We start from the raw sequence: 22,587 nt of genomic DNA on the forward strand, positions 1-22,587 counted from the left end.
TCAAAACAGCATCGATGCGGCCACGGAATACGTCGTGCCGGTCTGACCGCCGACATAGAAACCGAACGTACTGCTCACAGCGGACTTCTTGATGTCGATGATCTGCGCGTTCACTCGCAGCTTGCGCGTGTGCGCCGGGTAGTAGTTCGCGCCGACGATGTATTCCCGCGATTCGCCGAAGCCCGCGTCTTCGTCGCCGAACACCCATGACGTCGCCCCGTACAGCTCGAGCTTCTGCTTGATCGGGAAGAACGCGCCCTGCACATAGAACCCGTCGTCGACGATCTTCCTGACCGGCACCGGGCCATCGGCGACGAAATGATCGAGCTGGCGCCGGTAGTACTCGGCCTGCAGGAAGATGCCTCGGTACTTCATGCCTGCATCGATCGAGAGAGATTCCCAATCGGCTTCCTGCACGGTCACGCCCGGCGCGAGCGAGCCGGTATTGAACAGCAGCAGGCTGTCCGCCAGCCTGACCTGCGTGTTATCGGGATTGTTGTTCTCGAGCTCCTGACGATTCTCGCGGCTGCGGATATGAGAAAAGCCGAAACGCGTCGCCACCGTCTCGTGATATTCCCAATCGCCGTACGCGCCCTGAGGGCCGAATTCGTGGGTGGTCGGCATCCACCACATGCCATAGCCGGTGGCGATATCACGGGTGAGCTGGCTGGCGGTGACGCCGAGCTGACTCAGATTGTTGGACAGCGCGACGTGGTACCACAGGCCCGGCAACACTTCGCCGTTCGCCCATAGCGTGCCGGTGAAGCTGCCGCGGAAGAACTCGTCGGCCATGACGCGATCGTTCGCGAGCCACAGCGGATGCGAGCCCATTACCGAGCGCGAGCCGCCGGGCGTGTTGATGCCGCCATAGAGGTTGAACCATTTGTTGAATTGATAGCCCAGGAAACCATACAGCGTGGTCTGGTCGGTGGACATCACCGTCCACACCGTGACCTGGTAACGGAACTTGGGCGTATAGAACCAGCCCTTCAGATGAATCATCGCCCGATGGAACTGGATGTCCCGTCGCGTATCGATGTCGTGCTCATTGCCGAGGTGATCGATGAAACTCTGCTCCGCCGGTCGTTGATCGATATAACGAACCAGGGCATACGCGCTCAGGGCGACTTGCCCCATGTCCTTGTCGTCGAACAGCACGATGCCTTGACCGGTCGTGTCGAGCGCGCCCCAGGTGGGCTTGTCGTTGGCCAGTCTCGGGTCGGGCTCGAACAGCTTGGGCGTCGACTCACTCTCACTGCTCGACGCCGGCGCGTCGGCCTCCTCCGCAACCACGGTGCCAGCCAGGAGCAGCAAGGACCCCATCCATGAGCACAACGCGCGAACCCAAAGGGACGACAATGCGCCCATGCTTCCCTCGCTATTTCCCGAGCGGCGTGATGTCACTTCGCTTTGGCGACCGCCGGTGCGTATGGATTGCCGCCGAGCGTGTTGGAAACATCTGTAATCGCTCTCTGCGCCCGCACGCTGTTACCCGCCTCATCGAGCGGCGGCGAGACGACGGCAATTCCGAATTTGCCCGGCGAGACCGCGATGAGGCCGCCACCCACACCGCTCTTCGCTGGCAGACCGGTGTGATACAACCACTTGCCGGAATCGTCGTAGAGCCCGGCAGTCGCCATCACGGCCAGCACTTCCGGCACGTTCTGCGACTTCATCACCTGCTTGTTGGTCACCGGATTCTTGCCCCCGTTGGCGAGTGTCGCCGCCATCGTCGCGAGGTCCTTGGCATTGACGCTGATCGCGCACTGTTCGGTGTAGATGTCGACCGCCTGGCCCGGGTTGTCCTTGATGAAACCGTAGGCATACATCAGCGAGCCGATCGCCTGATTGCGCTGATTGGTTTCCGCTTCCGATTTGAACACTTCTTCGTTGACGCTGAGCGGACGACCCGCGAACGCCGAATGGAAATCGAGGATGCTCTTCCACACTTCGTCGCGCGACTTGCCCTTGACCATGCTGGTCGCGGTGATCGCACCGGGATTCACCAGCGGATTGATCTCAGGCCCTCCGAGCTCTTTCTCGGCGAACTCGACCGCGACGATGGAGTTGAAGCGCATGCCGGTCGCATCCACGCCGATGCGCTTGGCGATCGCATCCGGGCCCTGCTCTTCCATCACCTTGGCCATGGTGAAGACTTTCGAGATCGACTGGATCGAGACTTCCGATTTCACATCGCCGGCGGTATAGATCTTCCCGTCGGTGGTCACCAGCGCGATGCCGTAGATCTTCGGATCGACGCGCGCCAGCGCCGGAATGTAGTCGGCATTCTTGCCGTCCTTGGAGTCCTTGTACTTGGTGTACACAGTGTTCAGCGCCGACTGGACCTGATCCGCCTCTTTGATCTGCGCCATCGCAGGTGCCAAGACGAATACGCTCAGCAACGAGGCAAGCCCGATAAAACCGCAGCGAGAGCTCATTTCAACCTCCTCCGAAAGTTCGACTGAAGCTGTATTTGAATGAGAACTGCACGCGGAGATCGTCCGAAGTGAAACCGTCGCGGAAATTTTCGCGGCGCCCGTACTGAACTTCGGGCCCCCACATGAAATTCTTCACCGGCGTGAACAGCAGGTTCACCAGCGCATAGTCGCCATGCTTGAACGCGTCGTCGGCCTGGCCGTCGGAGTTGTCGATGTCGACCATCGAATACCCGAGCGAGGTCGACATGTGATCGTTCCAGTTGATGTCGATGAAGGCGACGATGCCCAGCACCGGCAGCACTTCACCGACGATGGGCCGGGTCGGATTGCTGAAGTTGTTACGAATGCCTACGTCCGCAGGCGCATCGTTCATGTAGTTCTGGATGCCCTCGCCGTACACGGCCTGCAGACGCAGGGTGCTGTTGCCGAGCTTGAGGTTCGAGCTGAGGTTCACGCCCCAGCCAACCTCATCGCCCGACAGATTGAATTGATCCGCCAGCCGGTCCTCCCACTCGATGTAACGCACGATGCCCGCGATCTCGACGTAGCCCCAGTCGCGGCCGAGCCGGAACTCGCCGGACACATCGGGATACGGAAAGTGCGGCGAGATGTTTTGCAATTCGATGCGATCCGAGTAGTTGCCCTGATCGGCCGAGGCGCCCGGTCGCTCGAGCGCGAACGTGAGTCGCGTGTCGCCTTGAATTGGCATCCAGCGCAACTGGACATTGCGGAAGAACACCATGCCGTTGGGTCCCCAGTACTCGATGGAGTTGGGGAACACGTCGATGTCCATGAACGGGCTCCAGGTCTGGCCCGCGCCGAAGTGACCGAGCTCGCCGTATGCGTGCCGCAGACGGAAGGTCGTCTGCCCGGCATCGACGCCGGTGCCGAACAATTCGAACTCGAAAATGGTCTTCAGATCGCCGAGCCCGGTCGGCGTGCTGGTTTTGACGCCGAGGCGGCTCTGTCGCACACCGGAGAACCAGTTTTCGTCCGCACCGAACTCATCTTTGAACGAAGGCAGCTTGGTCGGCCGCACGACGTCGAACCAGTCGGGATCGTTCTGCTTGCTCTGATAGCCCATGTCGAGCATGGCGAAGCCGTAGACGTCCATGGTCGAGGATTGATTGTCGTCCTGTGACATCGCCATGGCCGAGCACAACAGCCCCGCGATTCCGAGCAGCAACGTTCGCATATCGCCGTCTCCTGCCAGCCCATTCACACCGTGCCAAAGCACATACAAGCTAGTCAGGTCTGTGGGATACCGACACTGTCTCGTGGTGAAGGGCGGCTTGCCCTAAATCACATCTGCAGCTGCAGGCGCGTTTGAAAGAACTGTGTTGCGCCCTGGACACCGAAACGATCGAGCAGGCCGTAGCCGTAAGCAAACTCGAGTCGCACGTTATCGGAGAGATGCCAGTTGACCATTGGCGTGATGCGGCGAAAGCGGCCGCCGCGAATGGATTCCTCGTTCAGGTCCGCATAGGAATACCGCAACACGAGCTCCCATGCGCCCGGGCCGCCTTCGAACACGGTGCGCGCCGGTGACACTGCTTGAAACAAAGCGCTGCGGGCACTGTAGGGCCGCGTCTCTCCGGTCAGCACCCACGCCGCGAACACCTCTCCTCCATGAAACAACGGATCGCCGAACTGCGGCGCCGAAACTTCGTTGAAGAAGTACTCCATGCCCACAATCCACGGCCCGTCGCGGTAGTACGTCTCGACGCCATACATGTTTGAGTTATGCGCCGCGAACGTGCCGGTATCGATCGCATACGATTGCGCCGGGAACGATTCCGGCTTGGCGCGATAACGCAGCGTGCCGTCATCCGATTCGCCATAGCGATACTCGAGCGCCAGATGCAACAGGCGCGGCGATTCCTTGCCGTCGCCCAATGGCAGCCATACGCCGCGCATCGCGAACTGATTGTCGTTCCGATTGAACGATTCGTTTTCGGAGCGCGTGTCTTTGAACCAGCCCAGGTTGTAAACCAGCTTACCGCCGGCCGCGACACCGGTCCATTTCACGCCGTCGGCGAGAATCGGCAGGAATGCGTCATTCGCAGCCGAACGCTCGTTCGCCCAACCGTGGTAACCCACCATCGCCTTGTTGGTCGAGAAGCCTTCCTTGGTACGGCCGATGAACAGATTGCCGCCCAGCTCCGGCACGTCGAGCATCAGGCCCGTTTGACGAAAGCGCCACGCCTCGATGCCGGCGTCGTACATATAACCGAGCGTGTAGCTCAGCCGCGGCACTGTCGGGAATCGTCCTTTGAGTAGCAAACGAAAGTCGCGCAGCTGGCCGGTGGGCCGCAATGTCATCTGCTCTTTACTGTCGTCGTCCTGCGAGTAAGCAACATAGTCATAGAGAAACCCGCTACCGAGACGCGCGGTGAAGTACGGCCCCTCATATTCGTTCCAGGAAACGAGCTGGCGGCGGGGACCGGGGCCGTCCGCCTCCGCCGCATCGAGAGTGTCCTCGGCAGCCGCAGCGGAACCCGCAGCCACCAACAGTACGCACCAGATCCAGCGAGCATGGACTCGCATACTCTACTAATACATGTCGTAGAGCTTCTGAATGTCATCGAGCGAGCGCTGCTTGAGCAACGCCAGCGCCAGCAGAATGCGCGCCTTCTGCGGATTCAGCTCATACGACGCGATGAAGCCGAGCTTGTCATCGTCGAGCTCGACATTGCGGCCTACGAGACCGGTCGGCACCCGGCTGGCACGAACCACGATGACCCCGCTCTTGGCAGCCCTGGACGCGGCATCGACAGCCGCCTTGTTCATGTTGCCATTGCCGACGCCCGCGATGACGATGCCTTTCGCGCCCTTGGCGACGGAGGCATCGATCAGATCCCCCGGCATGTCGACATCGGCGAAGATGACGTCGACGCGCGGCAGTTGGGTGACGTTGGAAATATCGAACTCGCTCTGGGTCGTATGCTTCCAGATCGGCGAGTTGTACCAATCGTTCTTGCCGTAGCTCGCCACGCCGACCAGGCCGCGACCCGGCGACATGAAGGTTTCAACCGCGGTCGTGCTCGTCTTGGTCAGCGAATGCGCCGCATGAATCTGATCGTTCATGACGACGAGCACGCCGCGCCCCTTCGCCTTTGGATCGGCGGCGACTCCCACAGCGTTATACAAATTGAGCGGACCGTCGGCGCTCACGGCCGTCGACGGGCGCATCGATCCAACCATCACGATCGGTTTGTCGGTCTTCGCCGTGAGATTCAGGAAATAGGCCGACTCTTCCATCGTGTCGGTGCCGTGCGTGATCACGATGCCGTTGACGTCGGCATTGGGCGCGATGGCATTGATGCGCTTGGCGACCTTGAGCAGGATATCGAACGACATGTCCTGCGAGCCGACGTTGGCGACCTGTTCGCCTTTCACGGTCGCGATCTTGTCGATGCCGGGCACAGCGGCAAGCATCGCGTCGATGGTCACGGCACCCGATGTGTAGCCGGATTGAGTTCCTGTCGCCGCGGCACCTGCGATCGTTCCACCCGTCGCCAGAATGGTGACCTTCGGTTTCTGCTGATCCGCGAGCGCATACCAGCACATCGACCAAAGCGACACCGCGGTCAGCAACGCAGCCCAGGTTTTGAGGCGCGCATTCATACCATCCTCTCCTTCGTTCGATTCGGTCGAGTCAATGCGGATACTTGCTCTTGTCGAGGTTCGCCAGCTTCACCGGATCGAGCAGATCCTTGATCTGCTCCTCGGTCAGGATTTTCTTTTCGCGGATGATTTCCAGCAGGCCTTTGTCGGTCCGATAGGCCTCATTCGCGAGCTCGGTCGCTTTCTCATAGCCGATCACGGGATTCAGCGCGGTGACGATGCCCACCGTCTCCTCCATGTAGCGGCTGAGAATCTGTTCGTTCACGGTGATGGCGTCGACGCATTTGGTTCGCAATGCCATCGCGCCCTTCTGTAGCAGTTGCTGCGATTCCATCACCGCCAGGCCCACCAGCGGCTCATAGGCGTTGAGCTGCAGTTGTCCGGAGTGAGCGGCCATGGACACGCCCGCATCGTTGCCGACGACGCGGAACGCGATGATGTTGATGAGCTCCGGAATCACCGGGTTGACCTTGCCCGGCATGATCGATGAGCCGGGTTGAATGGCCGGCAGATCGATCTCGCCCAGACCGGCACGCGGCCCGGACGCCAGCAGGATCAAATCGCTGGAAATCTTCGACAGCTTGACGGCGACGCTCTTGAGCGCGCCCGAATACACGACGAAGCCCTGCTGATCCCAGGTCGCCGCGAACATATCTTTCGCCGGCACGATGGGCTTGCCGGTGAGCTTGGCCAGCTCCCTCGCGGTCGCTTCCGGATATCCCTTCGGCACATTGATGCCGCTGCCGATGGCGGTCGCGCCCATGTTGACCGCGTACAGGTATTTCTCGGCGTCCTTGAGCAGATCAATCTCGCTTTCCAGCGACGCGCCGAACGCATGGAACTCCTGGCCGACCGTCATGGGCACCGCGTCCTGCAGCTCGGTGCGTCCCATCTTCGGAATCTCCAGATACTGATTGCCCTTGGCGCGCAACGACTTCGCCAGCTTCTGCAGCTCATCGACCAGCTTGGCATTGCGCAGGATGAAGGCCACTTTGATCGCAGTCGGATACGAATCGTTGGTCGACTGCGACATGTTCAGATCGTCGTGCGGCTCCAGGTACTGGTACTCGCCCTTCTGGCGCCCCGACAGCTCCAGGCCGACATTCGCCATCACCTCGTTGGCATTCATGTTCGCGGAGGTGCCGGCACCGCCTTGATACCAATCGACCTTGAACTGATCGTGATAGCGGCCGGCCTTGATGGCCTCGTACGCCTTCTCGATGGCCGCCAGTCGATCCGGCTTCATCGCGCCGACGCTCGTGTTGGCACGCGCGGCCGCCACTTTCACCATGGCGAAGGCTTCGACGAACTCAGGATAGAAGCTCATCGGCACATTGGAGATCTGGAAATTCTCAAGCGCGCGGGCGGTCTGCACGCCGTAGTACGCATTGGCTGGCACGGCCTTGTCGCCGAGCAGATCGTGTTCCATGCGAGTTCCAGGCGGCGCTTGTTTCTTGGGGGCGTTGTCGGCGAGCGATGCGAGCGGCAGGCAACAACACGCCACGAATAGCGTGAACCGGGCTGTCCGCGTCATTGTCGGTTCCTTGAGTGAGTACCTTGACGAGGGACACGCAGTATCGAAGTGGGTAAATACCAATTCGATGCGTAATGCGGGCACTACGGACAGCGCGTAGTACGCAGCCGATGACGAATTCTTATTTAGTTCTTATTTCGAGCGCCCGGCGCGGGCAGTCGGCACGCCGTTGCGACGTGCCGACCCGACGCCGTTATTGCTTCTTCGGCTGAGGCACGACGCGCAGGTAGGGCTTCACCGTCTTCCAGCCTTGCGGGAAGCGCTGCTTGGCTTCGTCGTCGGAGACCGACGGCACGATGATCACGTCTTCGCCATGCTTCCAGTTCACCGGTGTCGCGACCTTGTGCTCGGCGGTCAGCTGAATCGAATCCAGCAGGCGCAACACCTCGTCGAAGTTGCGGCCGCTGCTCATCGGATAAACAAGAAGTGCCTTGATCAGCTTGTCCGGGCCAACGATATAAACCGTGCGCACGGTTTGATTGGTCGCGGCGGTGCGGCCTTGAGAACTCGTGCCCGCATCGGCGGGCAGCATGTCGTAGAGCTTCGCGACTGCCAGGTCGTGATCGCCGATCAGCGGATAGTTCACCGCCGCGCCGCCGACATCCTTGATGTCGTTGAGCCAGCGCTCGTGATCGGTCACTGGATCGACCGACAAGCCCAGGATTTTCGTGTTGCGCTTGGCGAACTCGGGCTCGAGCTTCGCCAGATAGCCCAGCTCTGTGGTGCACACGGGCGTGAAATCCTTGGGGTGCGAAAACAGAATGCCCCAGGAGTTGCCCAGCCAGTCATGAAAGCTGATGGCGCCCTTGGTGGTTTGCGCCTGGAAATCCGGTGCTTTATCGCCGATTCGCAATGACATGATCGCTCTCCTTTCAACTGAGCTTCAGGCAGGGGCGCAATCATAAGACGAAGCAATGCAGCTGTCGCTGACTGGAATGTCACGCTATGCGTCAAGGCGCGGGGTACAGCCCGACGAAGTGATCGAGGATGCACGCGTGATCTTCGAAGAGTTGCGACTCGAGCGACGGCAGCTGTGCGATCGGAATCCATTGCGCAAGCTTCGCATCGTCGGCGCCTTGTACGTCGGGAAACTCAGCATCGCCCAGATCGAAGTGAAAGGCATTGGTGATAATCCGACCCCGCGGTGAGCGCAAGGGATGATCGAACACTGCGGAGGATTTCAGTGCGGCCCGCAGTTGCGCCGGATGCGGCTTGTAGCCCGTCTCCTCCGCCAACTCGCGCACCGCTGCGGGATAGAAGCGTTCCCAGGGCTCGACAAATCCCCCCGGCAACGCCCACAAGCCATGACCGATGGTGCCGCCGCGCTTGATCAACAAAACGTGTTGCCGAGTCGTCACCACCGAATCCGAGGTGATAGAGAACGGCTGGGTGTACTTCTCACGATAAGCAACGACCGCTCGATGCTCCGCTTGACACTGACGGTAAGCAGGCAGCTGTGCCCACGCCTGCAGATAGTCACGCACGCCCGGCTCGACGTAGTTGCCGATAACAGTCAGCGCCGCCGAAGTGTTCGGCGTCTCGAAGTACACGCGACGCAAGTCGCTGGCGCTGATGTCGACCTGCGGCTCGACTTCATGCACGGTCCAGCCGGGGAACGCATCGAGATAGCCCGAGGTGTGATCCTTCTTGAACCCCACCAATGTGACTTGAGCGCCGCGACCGGCGACACGTTCCAAGCCCGTGCGCACGGCGTCGCCCCAACGTTGATCGTCGTAGTAATCGCGGACCGGCAGGAACTCGACGCGTTGTCGCTGCTCGGGCGTCAGCACCGCTTCGAACTGCTGTTTGCGCTCTTCCCAAGTGAAAGGATTGTGAGCATCGCGCGCCCGAAACGCCGAACCGATGACGATGACCACTTTGGGCGCGACGGCCAGCGCCGCCTGCAACAACGTGCCATGCCCTCGTTGCAGGATTTGAAACCGGCCAATGATGACGGCGATGGTCGAGCTCATATGACTTTTAAAAACAAAGAGTGATGTTTCCCCTTCGGGGGAAACGGCCGGTCCAAGTTATCAGATCAATATTTCGCGGCAATGGGCATCTGCCGCCCACTGCCGAAAGCTCGCGACCGCACGCGCAGAATGGGCGGCGCCTGCCGGCGCTTGTACTCGTTACGCGCGATCATCTTCTTCACCCGCTCGATGAGCGCCTTGCCGTCGTCCGTCTTCGAGGTCTCCAGCACAAACCTCATCGCCTCCTCGCCTTCTTTTTGCGACAGACGGGAGCCTTCGATGAGCGTTTTCAGGATCGGATCCAGAATCTCGTACGGCGGCAGACTATCGGTGTCCTTCTGGCCCGGCGCCAGCTCGGCTGACGGCGGCTTGTCGATGATAGCCGTTGGAATGATCTCGCGGCCGGCGACTTCATTGTAGGAGCGCGACAGCTCGAACACTTCGGTCTTGTAGAGATCGCCAATGACACCCAGACCGCCATTGGTATCGCCGTACAACGTGCAGTAACCCACCGAGATCTCACTCTTGTTCCCGGTGGTCAACAACAGATGACCGAAGCGATTCGAAAACTCCATCAGGATCGTGCCACGGATGCGCGCCTGCAGATTCTCCTTGGACAATCCCACCAAAGGCTCGCCGAAGACCGTACCGAACTGACCCGCGTATTGCTCCACCAGATCCCCGATGGGATGCGTGTACAGCGCGATCCCGAGGTTCTGACACAATCGCTGCGAATCAGTGACGCTGCCCGTGCTCGAATAGTGCGACGGCATGGTGATCGCCACGACGTTATTGGCCCCCAGCGCCTCCACAGCGATAGCCAGCGTCAGTGCCGAATCGATACCGCCGGAGCAGCCGACCACCGCCGTCGAGAATCCGCAACGACGTGCGTAGTCGCGCAGACCGAGCAGCAGTTGCTGGCGATAGAACTCATTGGTCGAAAGCCCTTTCGCATCGATCGCACCGAGCTCCTTGCCCTCGCGATCCAGAAACTTCGCGCGCGAATGCACCTGCAGGACCATGAGGTCAGGTTTGAAACGCGCGCCCTCCATCACCACGCCGCGCGCGGGATCGACGGCGAAAGAGCCGCCGTCATAGACCAATTGATCGTGGCCGCCGATTTGATTGACATACACCAGCGGCAGCCCGTGACGCGCGCTCGCCTTGGTAAAGATGTCATGACGCATTTCGCGCCGGCCGATGCTCGACGGGCTGGCGTTGATCGAGACGACCAGATCGGGCGCCGCGTCGGCCAGGCGCTTGAATGGATTGACGACGTAGTCGCGCTCTTCGTCGTTCCAGCCGTCTTCGCAGATCATGAAGCCGACCCGCACATCTTCGATATCCAGAATCTTCGCCACGTCCGGGCCCGGCTCGAAGTGCCGGCGCTCATCGAAGATGTTGTAGGTGGGCAGTAACTGCTTGTGATACTGAAGCAGCACCTCACCGTTCTTCACAACCAGCAACGAGTTGAACAGCGGCTTACCGATGCCCGTGTTCGGCGTCGGCGCACCGACGACCCAGTGCAGATTCGGCAGTTCCCGGGTCGCCGCGATCAGATCCTCGATACCCTTCGCCAGGCGCCGCTGAAAATCCGGGTCTTCGAGCAGATCGGCCGGATAGTAAGCCGTGAGCGAAAGCTCGGGGAATGCCACCAACTGCGCGCCATCCGCATGCGCCCGCCGCGCGGCTGCAACGATCAGCGCCAGATTGCCGTCGATGTCGCCAATGGTGGGATTGATTTGAGCTAGCGCGATGGTCAGCGTAGGCATGAGGTTCAGGCCGCCTGTTTGAAAACCTGCCGTAGATACGCCAGGAACGTCTCATCGGAGCAGAGCGTCTTGCCCGGCGTGTCGGACAGTTTCGCGACCGGTTGACCGTTGCACTCGGTGAGCTTCATGACGATGTTCAAAGCAGGAACGCCCATGTCGTTGGAGAGATCCGTGCCGATGCCAAATCCACACTGCACGCGGTCCGAAAAGTGCTCATAGAGCCGCAGCGCCTTGGGGATATTGAGGCTGTCGGAGAACACCAGGCGTTTGGTGTGCGCATCCACTTTCAAGCGTTGATAATGAGCCAGCGCCTTCTCGCCCCAGATGACCGGATCGCCCGAGTCGTGACGTAAGCCGTCGAACAGCTTCGCGAAGTACAGATCGAAGTCGGAAATGAATGCGTCCATACCGACCACATCGGTGAGCGCCACGCCGAGGTCGCCGCGATATTCCTGAACCCAGGCTTCCAGCGCTTCCTTCTGAAAGTTCTTCAATTGCACGCCCACCGCCTGGAACGTTTGCAGATACTCGTGCGCCATGGTGCCGATGGCAGCGATGCCATACTTCCGGGCCAGATGCACGTTCGACGTGCCCTTGAAATACTGGGGTACTTCGCGAGCCAGCGTGGCCACCATTTCCTCGTGCCAGTCGCGTGAGAAACGACGGCGGGTGCCGAAGTCGAAGAACTCGAAGGGATGGCGGATCGTGTACAACGCGCCGCCCTCCATGGGCGCACTCGTGCCATTCGCGAACTTCAACACATTGGGCGCCGGTACCTCGACCACCATGCTCTGGGTTCGAAAGTCGCGCAACATGAGGATCTTGTCCGCCAGCCGCCGGCGCCCTTCTTCCAATACTTCAGGCGTGGAGTAACGCCGGAAGTACAGCTCGTTAATGATCGACAGCACGAAGATCTCGAAGCCCATTACATGAATCTGCGGGCCGCGGGCCACGACCTTGAGCGTGTCGCCCTCGGTGCTGACCGAGATGTAGCGTCGTTGAAAATGGAAGATGCGCAGGAAGTCGATGAAGTCGCTCTTGAAGAAGGACTTGGTCGCCAGGTACGCGAGCTCTTCTTCGGTATAAGTGAGCGTACACAAATGATCGAGCTGTTCCTCGACGTCCGCCTTCAAGGTTGCCAGCGGATACTGAGGTGAGTTGCGACACACGAAGCTATAGACGGCCTGATTCGCCGGAAACCGATGCAACATCGGCGACAGCATGGTCAGCTTGTATAAATCGGTGTCGAGCAGCGATTGGATGATGGGTGTGAACATGGCAGAACTCGACAGAGCTTAATTCGTAGAGATTACCGCGAGCGCTTGAGCGCCGGTCATCGCTCGGGCACCCCGAGCCACCGCGCGTTCGATGAACGCCTGGGCGTTGGATTCGAAGCCTTTGACGGGACTCATGCAATCCTCTAACAGCACCACTCGCCGCAACTCCTGCTCAGAGAACTCCTCGAATAGATGCTCGAGCGTCGCGGCCACGCAATGACTACTTGCTTCGCCCGCCACCAACAGCAGTTCCGATCCGGGCCGACATTTCTCGATCAGCTCACGATTGGTCTGAGTGCGCGGATCGTCCGCCGATGGCACCTCTGCACGCACGGCGCTGTATTGCTCCGTCAGTGGATTCTGGCCCTTCAGCACCTTGAACGCCCCGCGCTGAACTTGCGACTCCCACTCACCGACCGCCTCGAGCACGGCGCCCTGGATATTGTGCCCCCAGGCGCCGATCACACAGTGCACCGGCCAGACCATCAATTTATACCGTCCCTGGGACTCCAGGGCTTGTAGATAAGTCAGCACTCGCGGCCGTAACGAAGAGTCATTCGGGACGAATTCACCCGCCATCACCTGCGCATGGGTAATCTGCGTAAACGGCGCGACCGGGCCGCCATCGCCCCGAGCCCAGAAGGTCGGCCGCTCGATGGCAACGCTCGGATGCGAATCCAGGGTCACGACGATCTCGCCCAGCCGGCGCCGGGCCGAGCCGATGAACCCGGCCAGCCGCTGCATGTCCTCCCCGGCCCCGGGCACAAACAGACTGCCCTTCGGGTCGCAAAAGTCATTCTGGGGATCGACGATCAAAAGAGTGTGCATGCGGGCCGCTCAGCTGCGATGAGCGCACCTTAACACTAGCGCCCTGGCTTCGCTGAGCTCTGCTATTCCAGGCTTTGCAGATAGTCCGACAGAGCGATCAGCTGCTCGCCGGTGAGCCCGGGAAGATCGGGCATTCTGGAGCCCGGCTTGAGCTCTTGAGCGTGCGACACCCATGCCGTCAACGTGCCGCGATTGTTGGGCAGCATGCCTCCAGCGATGTGGCCGCGGCTGGCCACATGCGTGAGATCCGGACCGACCTGGCCGAGCGCCGGCGTGCCTCGCACCGTGTGACAGAGCGCACATGCGGCCGACATGAACACCTGCTGACCGATTTTTTGACTGGAAGTTTGCGGCTCACGAGCATTCGCGCGTTGGTCCCGCAGCCAACGATCGAACTCCTCGGCACTTTGCGCGACTACCTGCAAGCGCATGTTCGCATGCTGAGCGCCGCAGAACTCACCGCATTCCCCCGAGAACACCCCGGGCTCGTCGGCACGGATGCGAATCCTGTTGGTCATGCCCGGAACCAGATCGACCTTCCCGTGCAGCTTCGGAATCCAGAAGGAATGAATGACATCGCGCGTGACCAGCTCGATGTCCACGGGCCGCCCGACGGGAATGTGAATTTCGGTGGGTGAGTTGACCCGGCCGTGGACGGTGTGACCAAGATACTCCGCGTTGAACCACCACTGCCGCCCCGTAACACGAATGTCCGCTGCCGCGCCATCCTGATGCGACATCGGATAATGGCTCATCGCCTGCAACGAGCTGACGAACACAGTCGCCAGCACCGCGACGGGCACAGCGATGCCACCGACGAGAATCCAACGCTGACCGCCATCCGCATCGATTGGCGCATGCGACTCCAATGTGCCACGGCGACGCACGGCCACCCACAAGAGCAGCAATAACACGACGATGCTGACCAGACTGAACAGAATCAGCGTGAACGCGCCGATCGACGCCAGCTTCGCGGCGGCCGGCCCACCCGCCTGCATATAATTCTGCGGCCCGTCGCAGCCGGCGAGCATGCATCCCGTCCAGAGCGATGCAGTCGCCAGCCATTTGCGCATGATCATGACTCAACTCTGTGGCGCCGCCGGCTCGGACGGCGTTCGCAGCGACTGGATGTACGTGGTCAGCTGCCAGATCGTTTGCTCCGGCAACACAGCGCCCCATGCAGGCATGCCATTGGCGCGTCCTTGCGCGATGGAGTTGAAAATATCGACGGGCTTGTTGCCATAGATCCAGACCTCGTCGCGCAAGCTCGGCCCCATGCCGCCGCCCGCCCGTCCGCCGTGACAACCGGAACAATTGAATGCGACGAACAACTGTCGGCCTTGCGCCATCGCCGCTGGATCGCCCGCGAAAGGATTCACCCGTTCGGTAATGGCTCGCTTCGGTCCAGGCACTGGACCTACCACAGGAGTATTCATCGCCGGTGGCGGAGCCGCGGCCGCGGCGACTTCTTTCTGCTCGCCTTTGGATGAACACGAGGCGAGCATTGCCGTCGCTACGACTGCGGCCATGCTCGTGACGTAGCTGTGCGGTTTCATGGCGAGTCCTTCGCGTGCGTCGGATCTACGAGCGGAACGCCGTAGCTCGCAAGTAGCTCGCGGATGTCGGCACGCCGCCGGTCGATGACGCGCCCGAGCTGTGCGCTGAATTGAGCGTTATCGCGACGGACACCCATCCCAATCGAGTAGCGCATCGCCAGCTGCGGCTCCTCGTCTTGCGCCGACAGCACACTCACCTCCAATGGCACCGCTGCCCGGTCGGCGAAGTAACCTGCGATGGGCCCCCAGGCGACGGCGACGTCGATCTCGTTGCGCGCGACGGCGTCGATCAACCCGCGTGCCGGCGACGCTTTCGAATAGTCGCCGTAGATCGGATAACCATGCACGTTGCGGGCGATGCCTCGCCGCGCGAGCGCTTCAGCAGGCGGCACGTTACTGTAGTCATCTCCGATGGTATGTAGACCGACGCGCAACATGCGCAGGCGCTCATCGTCGAACGTGTCGATGTGCAGTCGATCGGCGCGACGGGTCACGAACACATAGCTGGATCGATAGTACGGCACCGTCGTGCGCACCTGCTCGATTGACGTCGGTACGCCAATAACGATGTCACATCGCCCCGCATCGAGCGTGTTGCGAATGAAGCCGCGTCGCTGCGGCCACCACGTGTACACCACCTTCTTGTTCAGATCGCGGGCGAGCAGTTCAGCGAGACGATTCTCGAAGCCTTCGCCGCGCTCATTCGAATACGGCAGGTTGTTTGGATCGGCACAGACGCGCAACTCGTCCGTTTGGACCGGGGCGGAGTGTGCTCGCATCATCCGAATGTCCATCGCGGCCAACGCAGCGATGACCGCGATCAGAAATAGCAGCGGCACTTTATAGCCCGAAGACATACAGCGTATCTCCCGGCCCGGTGTGCTGCTTGATCTGGGCCATCGCGCCGACGACGCCCAAGCCCGCATAAGGATCGTCCGCGGAAATGGACGGGAACGCCACCGCGCCCATCCAGCCGCCGACGCCGGAGTAAACAGCAACGTACTGTTTACCGTCCGGCCCCAGATAGGTCATCGGATTGCCCACGATGCCCGAGCCTGTCTTGAACTGCCACAACTGCTCGCCGCTGCGTGCATCGACAGCTCTGAACCATCCGTCCATCGTGCCGTAGAAAACAACGTCGCCCGCGGTCGAAAGCACGCCGCTGTACACAGGCAGATCGCGCTCCTTGATGCCCCACACTTCCTTGCGTGCGACCGGATCCCAAGCGACCAGCTCGCCGTGATAGTCGCCTGGCCCGCGAAACATTCTGACGTCCGCCCCGAGATACGGCGTGCCGGCGATGTAATTGGATTCGATGCCTTCGTAGTCCATGCACGTGTTGTGCGCCGGAATGTAGAGAAGCCCGGTGCGCGGCGAGAGCGAGGACGGCACGAACTCTTTGCCGCCCGTCGAGGACGGACAGATGTTCTTGGTTACTACACCGAAGTGCGTACGCTTGTCCGCGTTCTCCCGCGGCTTGCCGGTCTGCAAGTCATAACCGTCCGCCCAGTTGACCGGCTGAAACTTGTCCGCCGACAACAGCTGGCCATTCTCTCGATCGAGCACGAACACGAAGCCGGTGCGGCCGGGATGGATCAGCAGCTTGCGCATCCGCCCGCCGTAATTCATATCGACCAGCACGTTCTCCATGATCTCGTCATAGTCCCAGGCGTCGTGCGCGGAGATTTGATAGGCCCAGCGCGCCTGCCCGGTGTCGGCATCGCGCGCCAAGATCGAGGAAGACCATTTGTTGTCGCCGGGCCGGATGTCCGGATTCCACACGCCGGGATTGCCGGTGCCGTAGTAGATGAGATTCAGCTCCGGGTCGTACGAGACCCAGCCCCACACCGTCGAGCCGCCCAGCTTCCATTGCTCGCCCGGCCACGACGACACGCCCAGATCTTTACCCTGGTCCTTGGGATAGAACGGCTTGAAATTCGCTCCAATCAGCACGTCGGCGTCCGGTCCTGTGTTATACGCGCGCCAGACCTCGTGGCCGTCTTTCACATCGAGTGCGAGAACCCAGCCGCGCACGCCGAGCTCGGCGCCGGAGTTGCCGACGATGACTTTGTCTTTGACGACCAAGGGCGCCATCGTGACCGTCTCACCGACATCGATGTTCCCTACCTTCGCCCGCCACACTTCCTTCCCGGTTTCGGCATCCACCGCCACAGTGTGCGCATCGAGCGTGTTGTAGATGATCTTGCCGTCGGCATATGAAGCGCCGCGATTGACGATGTCACAACAGGCAATGCCGACCGCCCGCGGATCCGGATGCGGCTCATAGACCCACTTCAACGCGCCGCCCGGCTGCGTGAGATCGAGCGCCATGAGATTGTTGGGATATGGCGTGACGACATACATCGTGTTCTTCACGACCAACGGCCCGCCCTCGTGTCCGTGCGGCACCCCCGTCGACACCGTAGTGATGACTTTCAGATTCCTGGCATTCGCTTGAGTAATTTGATCGAGCGAGCTGAAGCGCGTGTTGGCGTAGTCACCAGCCGGCAGCGACCATTCGCCAGCGGGCAGCGGCGAGATCGTCTTCACATCCGTCTTGGCGCCCGCGACCGCGCCTTCATGCCAGCTCGCCGGGTGCTGTTCTTTCGCCTTCTGCTGACAGGCGCCAAGCGAGGCGCCGAGCACCATCAACAACGCCACTGGATGATGCACTTTCATCGCATCCTCTCACACATTGGCAACAGGAATGCCGACAGCGCCGCCCAGACGATGCCGAGCGAAAACGAGACGCTGACGATCAACGCCACGGCTGCGAGAAAATCCTGTCGCACCTCGGCGCGAATCGCGGCGATACTTGAATCCGCCGAATGGCGCCACGCCCGCAGCCCGATGCCGACACCGGCGAGCGCCACTATCAATGCCACTATCGAGATGACGAGTTCGGCGACGCGTGCCCCACCGCTGTCGAGATCGCCTGCGCAAGCTCTCGCAGAAACAAACCAACCGATGAGGCCTTGCGCCGCCCAGGCCAGCGGCGCCCCCAGAATGGCAAACCAGATGCTGCGCGCCGGCCGCGCTGGAATTTCGTAGGTATTCACGGCGTGAAGCCTCCGCCGTGAAAGTGCGGCAAGTAGTACAGCAACGCGACGACGACGATCCACACCGCATCGACGAAATGCCAATACAACGCCGCGTTGTGCAACGGTCGGTGTGGCAGCTTGCGCTTCCCCTCCAGATCCGGCAGCGCCAGCGCGAATACCAGGATCGCGAGCCCGACCACGAGGTGCGCGCCGTGAAAGGTTGTAATGGTAAAGAAGATCGAGCCGTAGGCATCCGTGGTCGGCTTCACCACTTTCAGTCGCTCACGATACTCGAGCGACTGCATGACGACGAATGCTGCGCCCATGAGAATCGTAACGAGCAACGCGCCACGTGCGGCCCCGGTGCGCCCGGCAGTCGCAAGCCGCTCGCTAAACGTGACGACCCCGCTACTCACCAGCAGGATCAGGACCATGATCGATGCCATGAGCAATTTCGGCGGCGGATCCATCGGCCAGTGCGAGGCCAGGCTGCCCATATAGAAATAGGCGAAGAACAGCACGACGAACAGCCCCAGCTCGGTGAGGATGAACCACACCATCGCTTGCGAGCCGCGACGCTCATCCAGTCGCAGATCGAGAATCGAAACGGCGGTGGTCGCGCTCATGCGAGCTTCTCCGGCCGTGGCCACAACCAGGCCGCGATGAACAGCAACATTACGAAGAACATCGCGCCAGCCACCCACAGCGCTTTCAAGAGCAGCGCCGTGGCTAGGGCCATGATGGCCAACGAGAGCAACAGCGGCGTGATCGTGTCTTCAGGCATCTTCGCCAGACCGATGGGCACGGCGTCGAGCGCACTGGTCGATATCGTCAGTCGCTGCTGATCCAGGATGCGCTCGCCGGACGGATCGCGTTCCTCTTCGTGCTCATCCCACAACGGATGACGACTCACGACCGTCGGGATGTGCACCGATCCGTACGGCGGCGGCGGCGATGGCAGCGCCCATTCCAGCGTGTCGGCTTTCCAAGGATTACGGCCCGCAATCGCACCGTAACGGCTGCTCACGAGGAAGTTCAAGACGCTGATTGCCGCGCCCAACGCAAATACGAACGCACCAGCAGTGATCACGAGGTTGAGCGTGTCCCACCCCATGTCCGCCGGATAGGTGTAGATGCGCCGGGGCATGCCGAGCAAGCCGGTGATCTGCATCGGGAAGAACGCCACGTTGAAGCCGACGAACATGAGCCAGAAGCTCCATTTGCCGGCCGTCTCGTTCATCAGCCGCCCGGTGATCTTCGGTAGCCAGTAATAGAACGCCGCGAACACAGGGAACACATTGGCGCCGATCAGCACGTAATGCAGATGCGAGACGACGAAGTAGGTATCGGTGAGCTGCCAGTCGAACGGAATCACGGCCGTGACCACGCCGTTCAAGCCGCCGATGATGAAAGTTGCAATGAAGCCGAGTGCGAACATCATCGACGCGGTCAACACCGGACGGCCCGACCACAAGGTCGCCAGCCAGGCGAATACCTGAACCGTGCTGAATATCGAGATGGTCATGCTGGCCGCGCTGAAGAAGCTCATGGAGAGCTGGCTCATGCCGACCGCGAACATGTGATGCACCCACACGCCCATGCCGACGACACCGGTCAGCACCGTCGCGACCGCCACCCACGTGTAGCCGACGATGGGCCGGCGTGCGAACACCGGCAATATCATCGAGATCATGCCGGTGGCAGGCAGGAAGATGATGTATACCCAGGGGTGCCCGAAGAACCAGAACGCGTGTTGCCACAGCAGCGGCGTGCCGCCCGCCGCGCTGTCGAAGAAATGCGTGCCCCACTGACGATCGAGCTCCAGAAACACGCACGCTGCACTCAGCGCAGGTAGCGCCAGTACCGCGAGCGCCGACGTGGTCGCCGTGCTGTACATCAGCAGCGGCATGCGATTGATGGACATGCCCGGCGCCCGCAGCCGGAAAATGGTGACCAGGAAATTGACTGCGCCGGCGGTGGTCGAGATGGTCAGCAGCACCAGCGCGTACGCGTAGAAATCCATGTTCAGCCCCGGAGAATATAGAGCGTTCGTGTACGGCGCGTAGGCGAACCAGCCGGCATGCGGCGCACGGGCCAGCGCCAGGCTCACATACAGGAACACGCCGGAGAACAGGAACATCCAATAGCTGAAGGCATTCAGCCGCGGCAGCGCCATGTCGCGGGCGCCGAGCAGCAGCGGCACGAGGTAGTTGCCGAAGCCGGAAAGAATCGGCGAGGCATACCAGAAGATCATGGTGATGCCGTGCATGCTGAACAGCTGATTGTAGGTTTCTGGATTGAGCACCCGCAAACCGGAGGCCGACAGTTGCACGCGCATGATCAGCGCTTCGACGCCGCCAGCCAGGAGGAAGATCAGCGCCGTGACTAAATATCGCTTCCCGATAGTTTTATGGTCGACAGTCGCGAGGACGCCCCACCATGTATCTGGGGTTTCCCAAAGTTGCGTAAGGCGCTCTGTAGCGCTGACGGTCGCCACATTGACCTCGAGTGCGCGAACTCGCGTTGGGGGTACGCGGCCCTCGACAAAACGGTTCCCGGCGATGCGTATTAGTGGCAATGCGAGTGCATGTAAGTACATTGCCGTCGAACGCGCGGGCGACCCCACCCATTGAATACTCATCGACCTCGCGGAGTAGCCGGATGCCGGGACGGATTGAAGACTATGCATTGATTGGCGATCTGGAAACCGCCGCGCTGGTCGGGCGCGATGGCTCCATCGACTGGCTGTGCTGGCCCCGCTTCGACTCGGACGCATGCTTCGCGGCATTACTCGGCGATACGGGGCGTGGCCGGTGGCTGCTCGGGGCGAGAGAGTCGAACGTGAAAGTGAGCCGACGTTATCGCGACAACACGCTCATTCTGGAAACCAGACTGGAAAGCGACACCGGCGCGGCCACGATCGTCGACTTCATGCCGCCGCGGGGTAAAGCCTCGGACATCATTCGACTCGTGATCGGCGAACGCGGCGAGATCGATCTGTGCACCGAGCTGGTGATTCGATTCGGCTACGGCGCCGTCGTGCCTTGGGTGACCCGATTGGAGAAAGGCACGTGGCAGGCCATCGCGGGCCCGGACATGCTCCTGTTGCATTCCGACGTGGAAATCAAGGGCGAGAACCTACGCTCGGTGAGCCGCTTCACTGTCAAACAAGGTGAGCGCGTCTCGTTCGTGCTCACTTACAGCCAGTCGCATCTGCCGCCGCCCAGGAAGCCCAATGTGGATCACGCGCTGGCCGATACAGAACATTTCTGGCGCGAATGGGTCGCGAAGGGTCAAAAGGTGCAACCTTGGCCCGAGGCCGCGGCTCGCTCGCTCATCACGCTGCGTGCCTTGATCTATAGCCCGACCGGTGGAATCGTGGCCGCGCCGACCACCTCGCTTCCCGAACAAATCGGCGGCGTGCGCAACTGGGACTATCGATATTGCTGGCTACGCGATGCCACGCTGACCTTGCTCGCCTTCATGAATGCCGGTCACTTCGAAGAAGCGGAGGCCTGGCGTCAATGGTTGTTACGAGCCATCGCCGGCACGCCCGAGCAACTGCATATCATGTACGGCATCGCTGGAGAGCGCCGCCTCACTGAATGGGAAGTGCCGTGGTTACCCGGTTACGAGAAGTCGGCCCCCGTTCGCGTCGGCAATGCGGCCCACGCGCAGTTACAGCTCGATGTGTTCGGCGAAATCATGGACGTGCTTCATCAAGCGCGCAAAGGCGGGATCGCTACCTTGGAAACCGGCTGGAGCCTGCAATGCCAACTACTGACCCGTCTGGCGGAAATCTGGGAACAACCGGACCATGGCATTTGGGAAGTGCGTGGACCGGCGCTGCATTTCACTCATTCCAAGATCATGGCCTGGGTCGCATTCGATCGCGCCATCAAGGACGCCCAACGTTACAAGCTCGACGCGCCTCTCGATCGATGGTGTGCCCTTCGCGATCGCATTCATCGCCAGGTTTGCGAACGAGGCTTCGACTCGGCGCGCAATTGTTTCGTGCAGTCGTACGGCTCCAAACATCTGGACGCGAGCTTGCTGTTGATCTCGCAGCTCGGCTTCCTGCCTGCCGACGACCCACGCGTTCTGGGAACCGTGCGCGCCATCGAAGAGCGCTTGCTACGCGACGGCTTCGTGCAACGCTACGACACCGAAGTCACCGACGACGGCTTGCCGCCGGGCGAAGGTGTGTTTCTTCCCTGCAGCTTCTGGCTCGCCGACGCCTATGCGATGTGCGGACGGCTCGACGACGCGCAGGCGCTGTTCGAGCGATTGCTGGCGCTGAGTAACGACGTCGGTCTGCTCGCCGAAGAATACGATCCGGCGAGCCAGCGGATGGTGGGCAATTTCCCGCAGGCCTTCTCACATCTGTCGCTGGTCGCGACCGCCTGCAACCTGGCCCACGCCAAGAAGCCGGCGGAACAGCGCTCGGAGGCGGCGATATCCAGACGCTAGTCATTCGGTGTACTTTTGGCGCATGCGGCTACCGGTTGGCTATCCCGTGGCTCGCATAGAGCAGGAACCGC

19 protein-coding genes are annotated in these 22,587 nt (G+C 61.0%); 1 reads left to right on the forward strand and 18 read right to left on the reverse strand.

Features of this window, described 5'->3' with window-relative positions:
* The 18 genes from ACFPN2_RS31730 to ctaD form a co-directional block, all read right to left on the reverse strand.
* Positions 1-1,314 (reverse strand): porin family protein, encoded by a 1,314-nt coding sequence (locus tag ACFPN2_RS31730; RefSeq protein WP_380604226.1) that lies wholly within the window; start codon positions 1,312-1,314, stop codon positions 1-3.
* An 86-nt stretch (positions 1,315-1,400) separates the two neighbouring features.
* A complete protein-coding gene (gene glsA / locus ACFPN2_RS31735) occupies positions 1,401-2,438 on the reverse strand; it encodes a glutaminase A (RefSeq protein WP_380604228.1) in 1,038 nt (345 codons plus the stop codon).
* A 1-nt stretch (position 2,439) separates the two neighbouring features.
* Positions 2,440-3,633: a DcaP family trimeric outer membrane transporter gene (locus tag ACFPN2_RS31740; RefSeq protein ID WP_380604230.1), complete on the reverse strand. Its 1,194-nt coding sequence runs from the start codon at positions 3,631-3,633 to the stop codon at positions 2,440-2,442.
* 107 nt (positions 3,634-3,740) lie between these two features.
* Complete coding sequence (locus ACFPN2_RS31745) at positions 3,741-4,985, reverse strand: OprO/OprP family phosphate-selective porin (protein ID WP_380604232.1); 1,245 nt, start codon at positions 4,983-4,985, stop codon at positions 3,741-3,743.
* Positions 4,986-4,991: 6 nt separating this feature from the next.
* Entirely contained in the window at positions 4,992-6,008 is a 1,017-nt protein-coding gene (locus ACFPN2_RS31750; RefSeq protein WP_380606709.1) for a type II asparaginase, read from the reverse strand.
* A gap of 88 nt (positions 6,009-6,096) precedes the next feature.
* On the reverse strand, positions 6,097-7,494 hold the full coding sequence (locus ACFPN2_RS31755) for an aspartate ammonia-lyase (RefSeq protein WP_380606711.1): 1,398 nt from the start codon (positions 7,492-7,494) through the stop codon (positions 6,097-6,099).
* A 298-nt stretch (positions 7,495-7,792) separates the two neighbouring features.
* Complete coding sequence (locus tag ACFPN2_RS31760) at positions 7,793-8,458, reverse strand: peroxiredoxin (protein ID WP_380604234.1); 666 nt, start codon at positions 8,456-8,458, stop codon at positions 7,793-7,795.
* Positions 8,459-8,549: 91 nt separating this feature from the next.
* A complete protein-coding gene (locus ACFPN2_RS31765) occupies positions 8,550-9,572 on the reverse strand; it encodes an NUDIX domain-containing protein (protein WP_380604236.1) in 1,023 nt (340 codons plus the stop codon).
* Between the two features lie 65 nt (positions 9,573-9,637).
* Entirely contained in the window at positions 9,638-11,344 is a 1,707-nt protein-coding gene (locus ACFPN2_RS31770) for an NAD+ synthase (RefSeq protein WP_380604238.1), read from the reverse strand.
* A 5-nt stretch (positions 11,345-11,349) separates the two neighbouring features.
* Positions 11,350-12,621 carry a nicotinate phosphoribosyltransferase gene (gene pncB, locus ACFPN2_RS31775; RefSeq protein ID WP_380604240.1) on the reverse strand — a complete coding sequence of 424 codons (1,272 nt, stop codon included), beginning with the start codon at positions 12,619-12,621 and terminating at the stop codon, positions 11,350-11,352.
* 18 nt (positions 12,622-12,639) lie between these two features.
* Positions 12,640-13,449, reverse strand: a complete 810-nt coding sequence (locus tag ACFPN2_RS31780; protein WP_380604243.1) for a cysteine hydrolase family protein — start codon at positions 13,447-13,449, stop codon at positions 12,640-12,642.
* 62 nt (positions 13,450-13,511) lie between these two features.
* Positions 13,512-14,528 (reverse strand): cytochrome c oxidase subunit II, encoded by a 1,017-nt coding sequence (gene coxB / locus ACFPN2_RS31785; RefSeq protein WP_380604245.1) that lies wholly within the window; start codon positions 14,526-14,528, stop codon positions 13,512-13,514.
* Positions 14,529-14,531: 3 nt separating this feature from the next.
* Complete coding sequence (locus ACFPN2_RS31790) at positions 14,532-15,005, reverse strand: c-type cytochrome (protein ID WP_380604247.1); 474 nt, start codon at positions 15,003-15,005, stop codon at positions 14,532-14,534.
* Positions 15,002-15,862, reverse strand: coding sequence for a substrate-binding domain-containing protein (locus ACFPN2_RS31795; RefSeq protein ID WP_380604249.1), 861 nt, complete (start codon positions 15,860-15,862; stop codon positions 15,002-15,004). The genes ACFPN2_RS31790 and ACFPN2_RS31795 overlap by 4 nt, the downstream gene beginning before the upstream one ends.
* Positions 15,846-17,684 (reverse strand): methanol/ethanol family PQQ-dependent dehydrogenase, encoded by a 1,839-nt coding sequence (locus ACFPN2_RS31800; RefSeq protein ID WP_380604251.1) that lies wholly within the window; start codon positions 17,682-17,684, stop codon positions 15,846-15,848. The genes ACFPN2_RS31795 and ACFPN2_RS31800 overlap by 17 nt, the downstream gene beginning before the upstream one ends.
* Positions 17,681-18,064 (reverse strand): hypothetical protein, encoded by a 384-nt coding sequence (locus tag ACFPN2_RS31805; protein WP_380604253.1) that lies wholly within the window; start codon positions 18,062-18,064, stop codon positions 17,681-17,683. The genes ACFPN2_RS31800 and ACFPN2_RS31805 overlap by 4 nt, the downstream gene beginning before the upstream one ends.
* Positions 18,061-18,672 carry a cytochrome c oxidase subunit 3 gene (locus tag ACFPN2_RS31810; protein WP_380604255.1) on the reverse strand — a complete coding sequence of 204 codons (612 nt, stop codon included), beginning with the start codon at positions 18,670-18,672 and terminating at the stop codon, positions 18,061-18,063. The genes ACFPN2_RS31805 and ACFPN2_RS31810 overlap by 4 nt, the downstream gene beginning before the upstream one ends.
* Entirely contained in the window at positions 18,669-20,735 is a 2,067-nt protein-coding gene (gene ctaD, locus ACFPN2_RS31815) for a cytochrome c oxidase subunit I (protein WP_380604257.1), read from the reverse strand. The genes ACFPN2_RS31810 and ctaD overlap by 4 nt, the downstream gene beginning before the upstream one ends.
* Between ctaD and ACFPN2_RS31820 the strand changes: the two genes are divergently transcribed.
* Positions 20,708-22,516 carry a glycoside hydrolase family 15 protein gene (locus ACFPN2_RS31820; RefSeq protein WP_380604259.1) on the forward strand — a complete coding sequence of 603 codons (1,809 nt, stop codon included), beginning with the start codon at positions 20,708-20,710 and terminating at the stop codon, positions 22,514-22,516. The two genes, ctaD and ACFPN2_RS31820, sit on opposite strands and share 28 nt — an antisense overlap.
* Positions 22,517-22,587 lie beyond the last annotated feature (71 nt).

Origin of the sequence: Steroidobacter flavus (assembly GCF_042651805.1) — a bacterium.
In the GTDB taxonomy this organism is placed as follows: Bacteria; Pseudomonadota; Gammaproteobacteria; order Steroidobacterales; family Steroidobacteraceae; genus Steroidobacter; species Steroidobacter flavus.

What these genes read in the sequence shown, in the direction of transcription:
- glsA (WP_380604228.1), bottom strand. Translation starts at nt 2,438, where the DNA reads ATGAGCTCTCGCTGCGGTTTTATCGGGCTTGCCTCGTTGCTGAGCGTA.
- ACFPN2_RS31740 (WP_380604230.1), bottom strand. Translation starts at nt 3,633, where the DNA reads ATGCGAACGTTGCTGCTCGGAATCGCGGGGCTGTTGTGCTCGGCCATG.
- ACFPN2_RS31745 (WP_380604232.1), bottom strand. Translation starts at nt 4,985, where the DNA reads ATGCGAGTCCATGCTCGCTGGATCTGGTGCGTACTGTTGGTGGCTGCG.
- ACFPN2_RS31750 (WP_380606709.1), bottom strand. Translation starts at nt 6,008, where the DNA reads ATGTGCTGGTATGCGCTCGCGGATCAGCAGAAACCGAAGGTCACCATT.
- ACFPN2_RS31755 (WP_380606711.1), bottom strand. Translation starts at nt 7,494, where the DNA reads ATGGAACACGATCTGCTCGGCGACAAGGCCGTGCCAGCCAATGCGTAC.
- ACFPN2_RS31760 (WP_380604234.1), bottom strand. Translation starts at nt 8,458, where the DNA reads ATGTCATTGCGAATCGGCGATAAAGCACCGGATTTCCAGGCGCAAACC.
- ACFPN2_RS31765 (WP_380604236.1), bottom strand. Translation starts at nt 9,572, where the DNA reads ATGAGCTCGACCATCGCCGTCATCATTGGCCGGTTTCAAATCCTGCAA.
- ACFPN2_RS31770 (WP_380604238.1), bottom strand. Translation starts at nt 11,344, where the DNA reads ATGCCTACGCTGACCATCGCGCTAGCTCAAATCAATCCCACCATTGGC.
- pncB (WP_380604240.1), bottom strand. Translation starts at nt 12,621, where the DNA reads ATGTTCACACCCATCATCCAATCGCTGCTCGACACCGATTTATACAAG.
- ACFPN2_RS31780 (WP_380604243.1), bottom strand. Translation starts at nt 13,449, where the DNA reads ATGCACACTCTTTTGATCGTCGATCCCCAGAATGACTTTTGCGACCCG.
- coxB (WP_380604245.1), bottom strand. Translation starts at nt 14,528, where the DNA reads ATGATCATGCGCAAATGGCTGGCGACTGCATCGCTCTGGACGGGATGC.
- ACFPN2_RS31790 (WP_380604247.1), bottom strand. Translation starts at nt 15,005, where the DNA reads ATGAAACCGCACAGCTACGTCACGAGCATGGCCGCAGTCGTAGCGACG.
- ACFPN2_RS31795 (WP_380604249.1), bottom strand. Translation starts at nt 15,862, where the DNA reads ATGTCTTCGGGCTATAAAGTGCCGCTGCTATTTCTGATCGCGGTCATC.
- ACFPN2_RS31800 (WP_380604251.1), bottom strand. Translation starts at nt 17,684, where the DNA reads ATGAAAGTGCATCATCCAGTGGCGTTGTTGATGGTGCTCGGCGCCTCG.
- ACFPN2_RS31810 (WP_380604255.1), bottom strand. Translation starts at nt 18,672, where the DNA reads ATGAGCGCGACCACCGCCGTTTCGATTCTCGATCTGCGACTGGATGAG.
- ACFPN2_RS31820 (WP_380604259.1), top strand. Translation starts at nt 20,708, where the DNA reads ATGCCGGGACGGATTGAAGACTATGCATTGATTGGCGATCTGGAAACC.
- ctaD (WP_380604257.1), bottom strand. Translation starts at nt 20,735, where the DNA reads ATGCATAGTCTTCAATCCGTCCCGGCATCCGGCTACTCCGCGAGGTCG.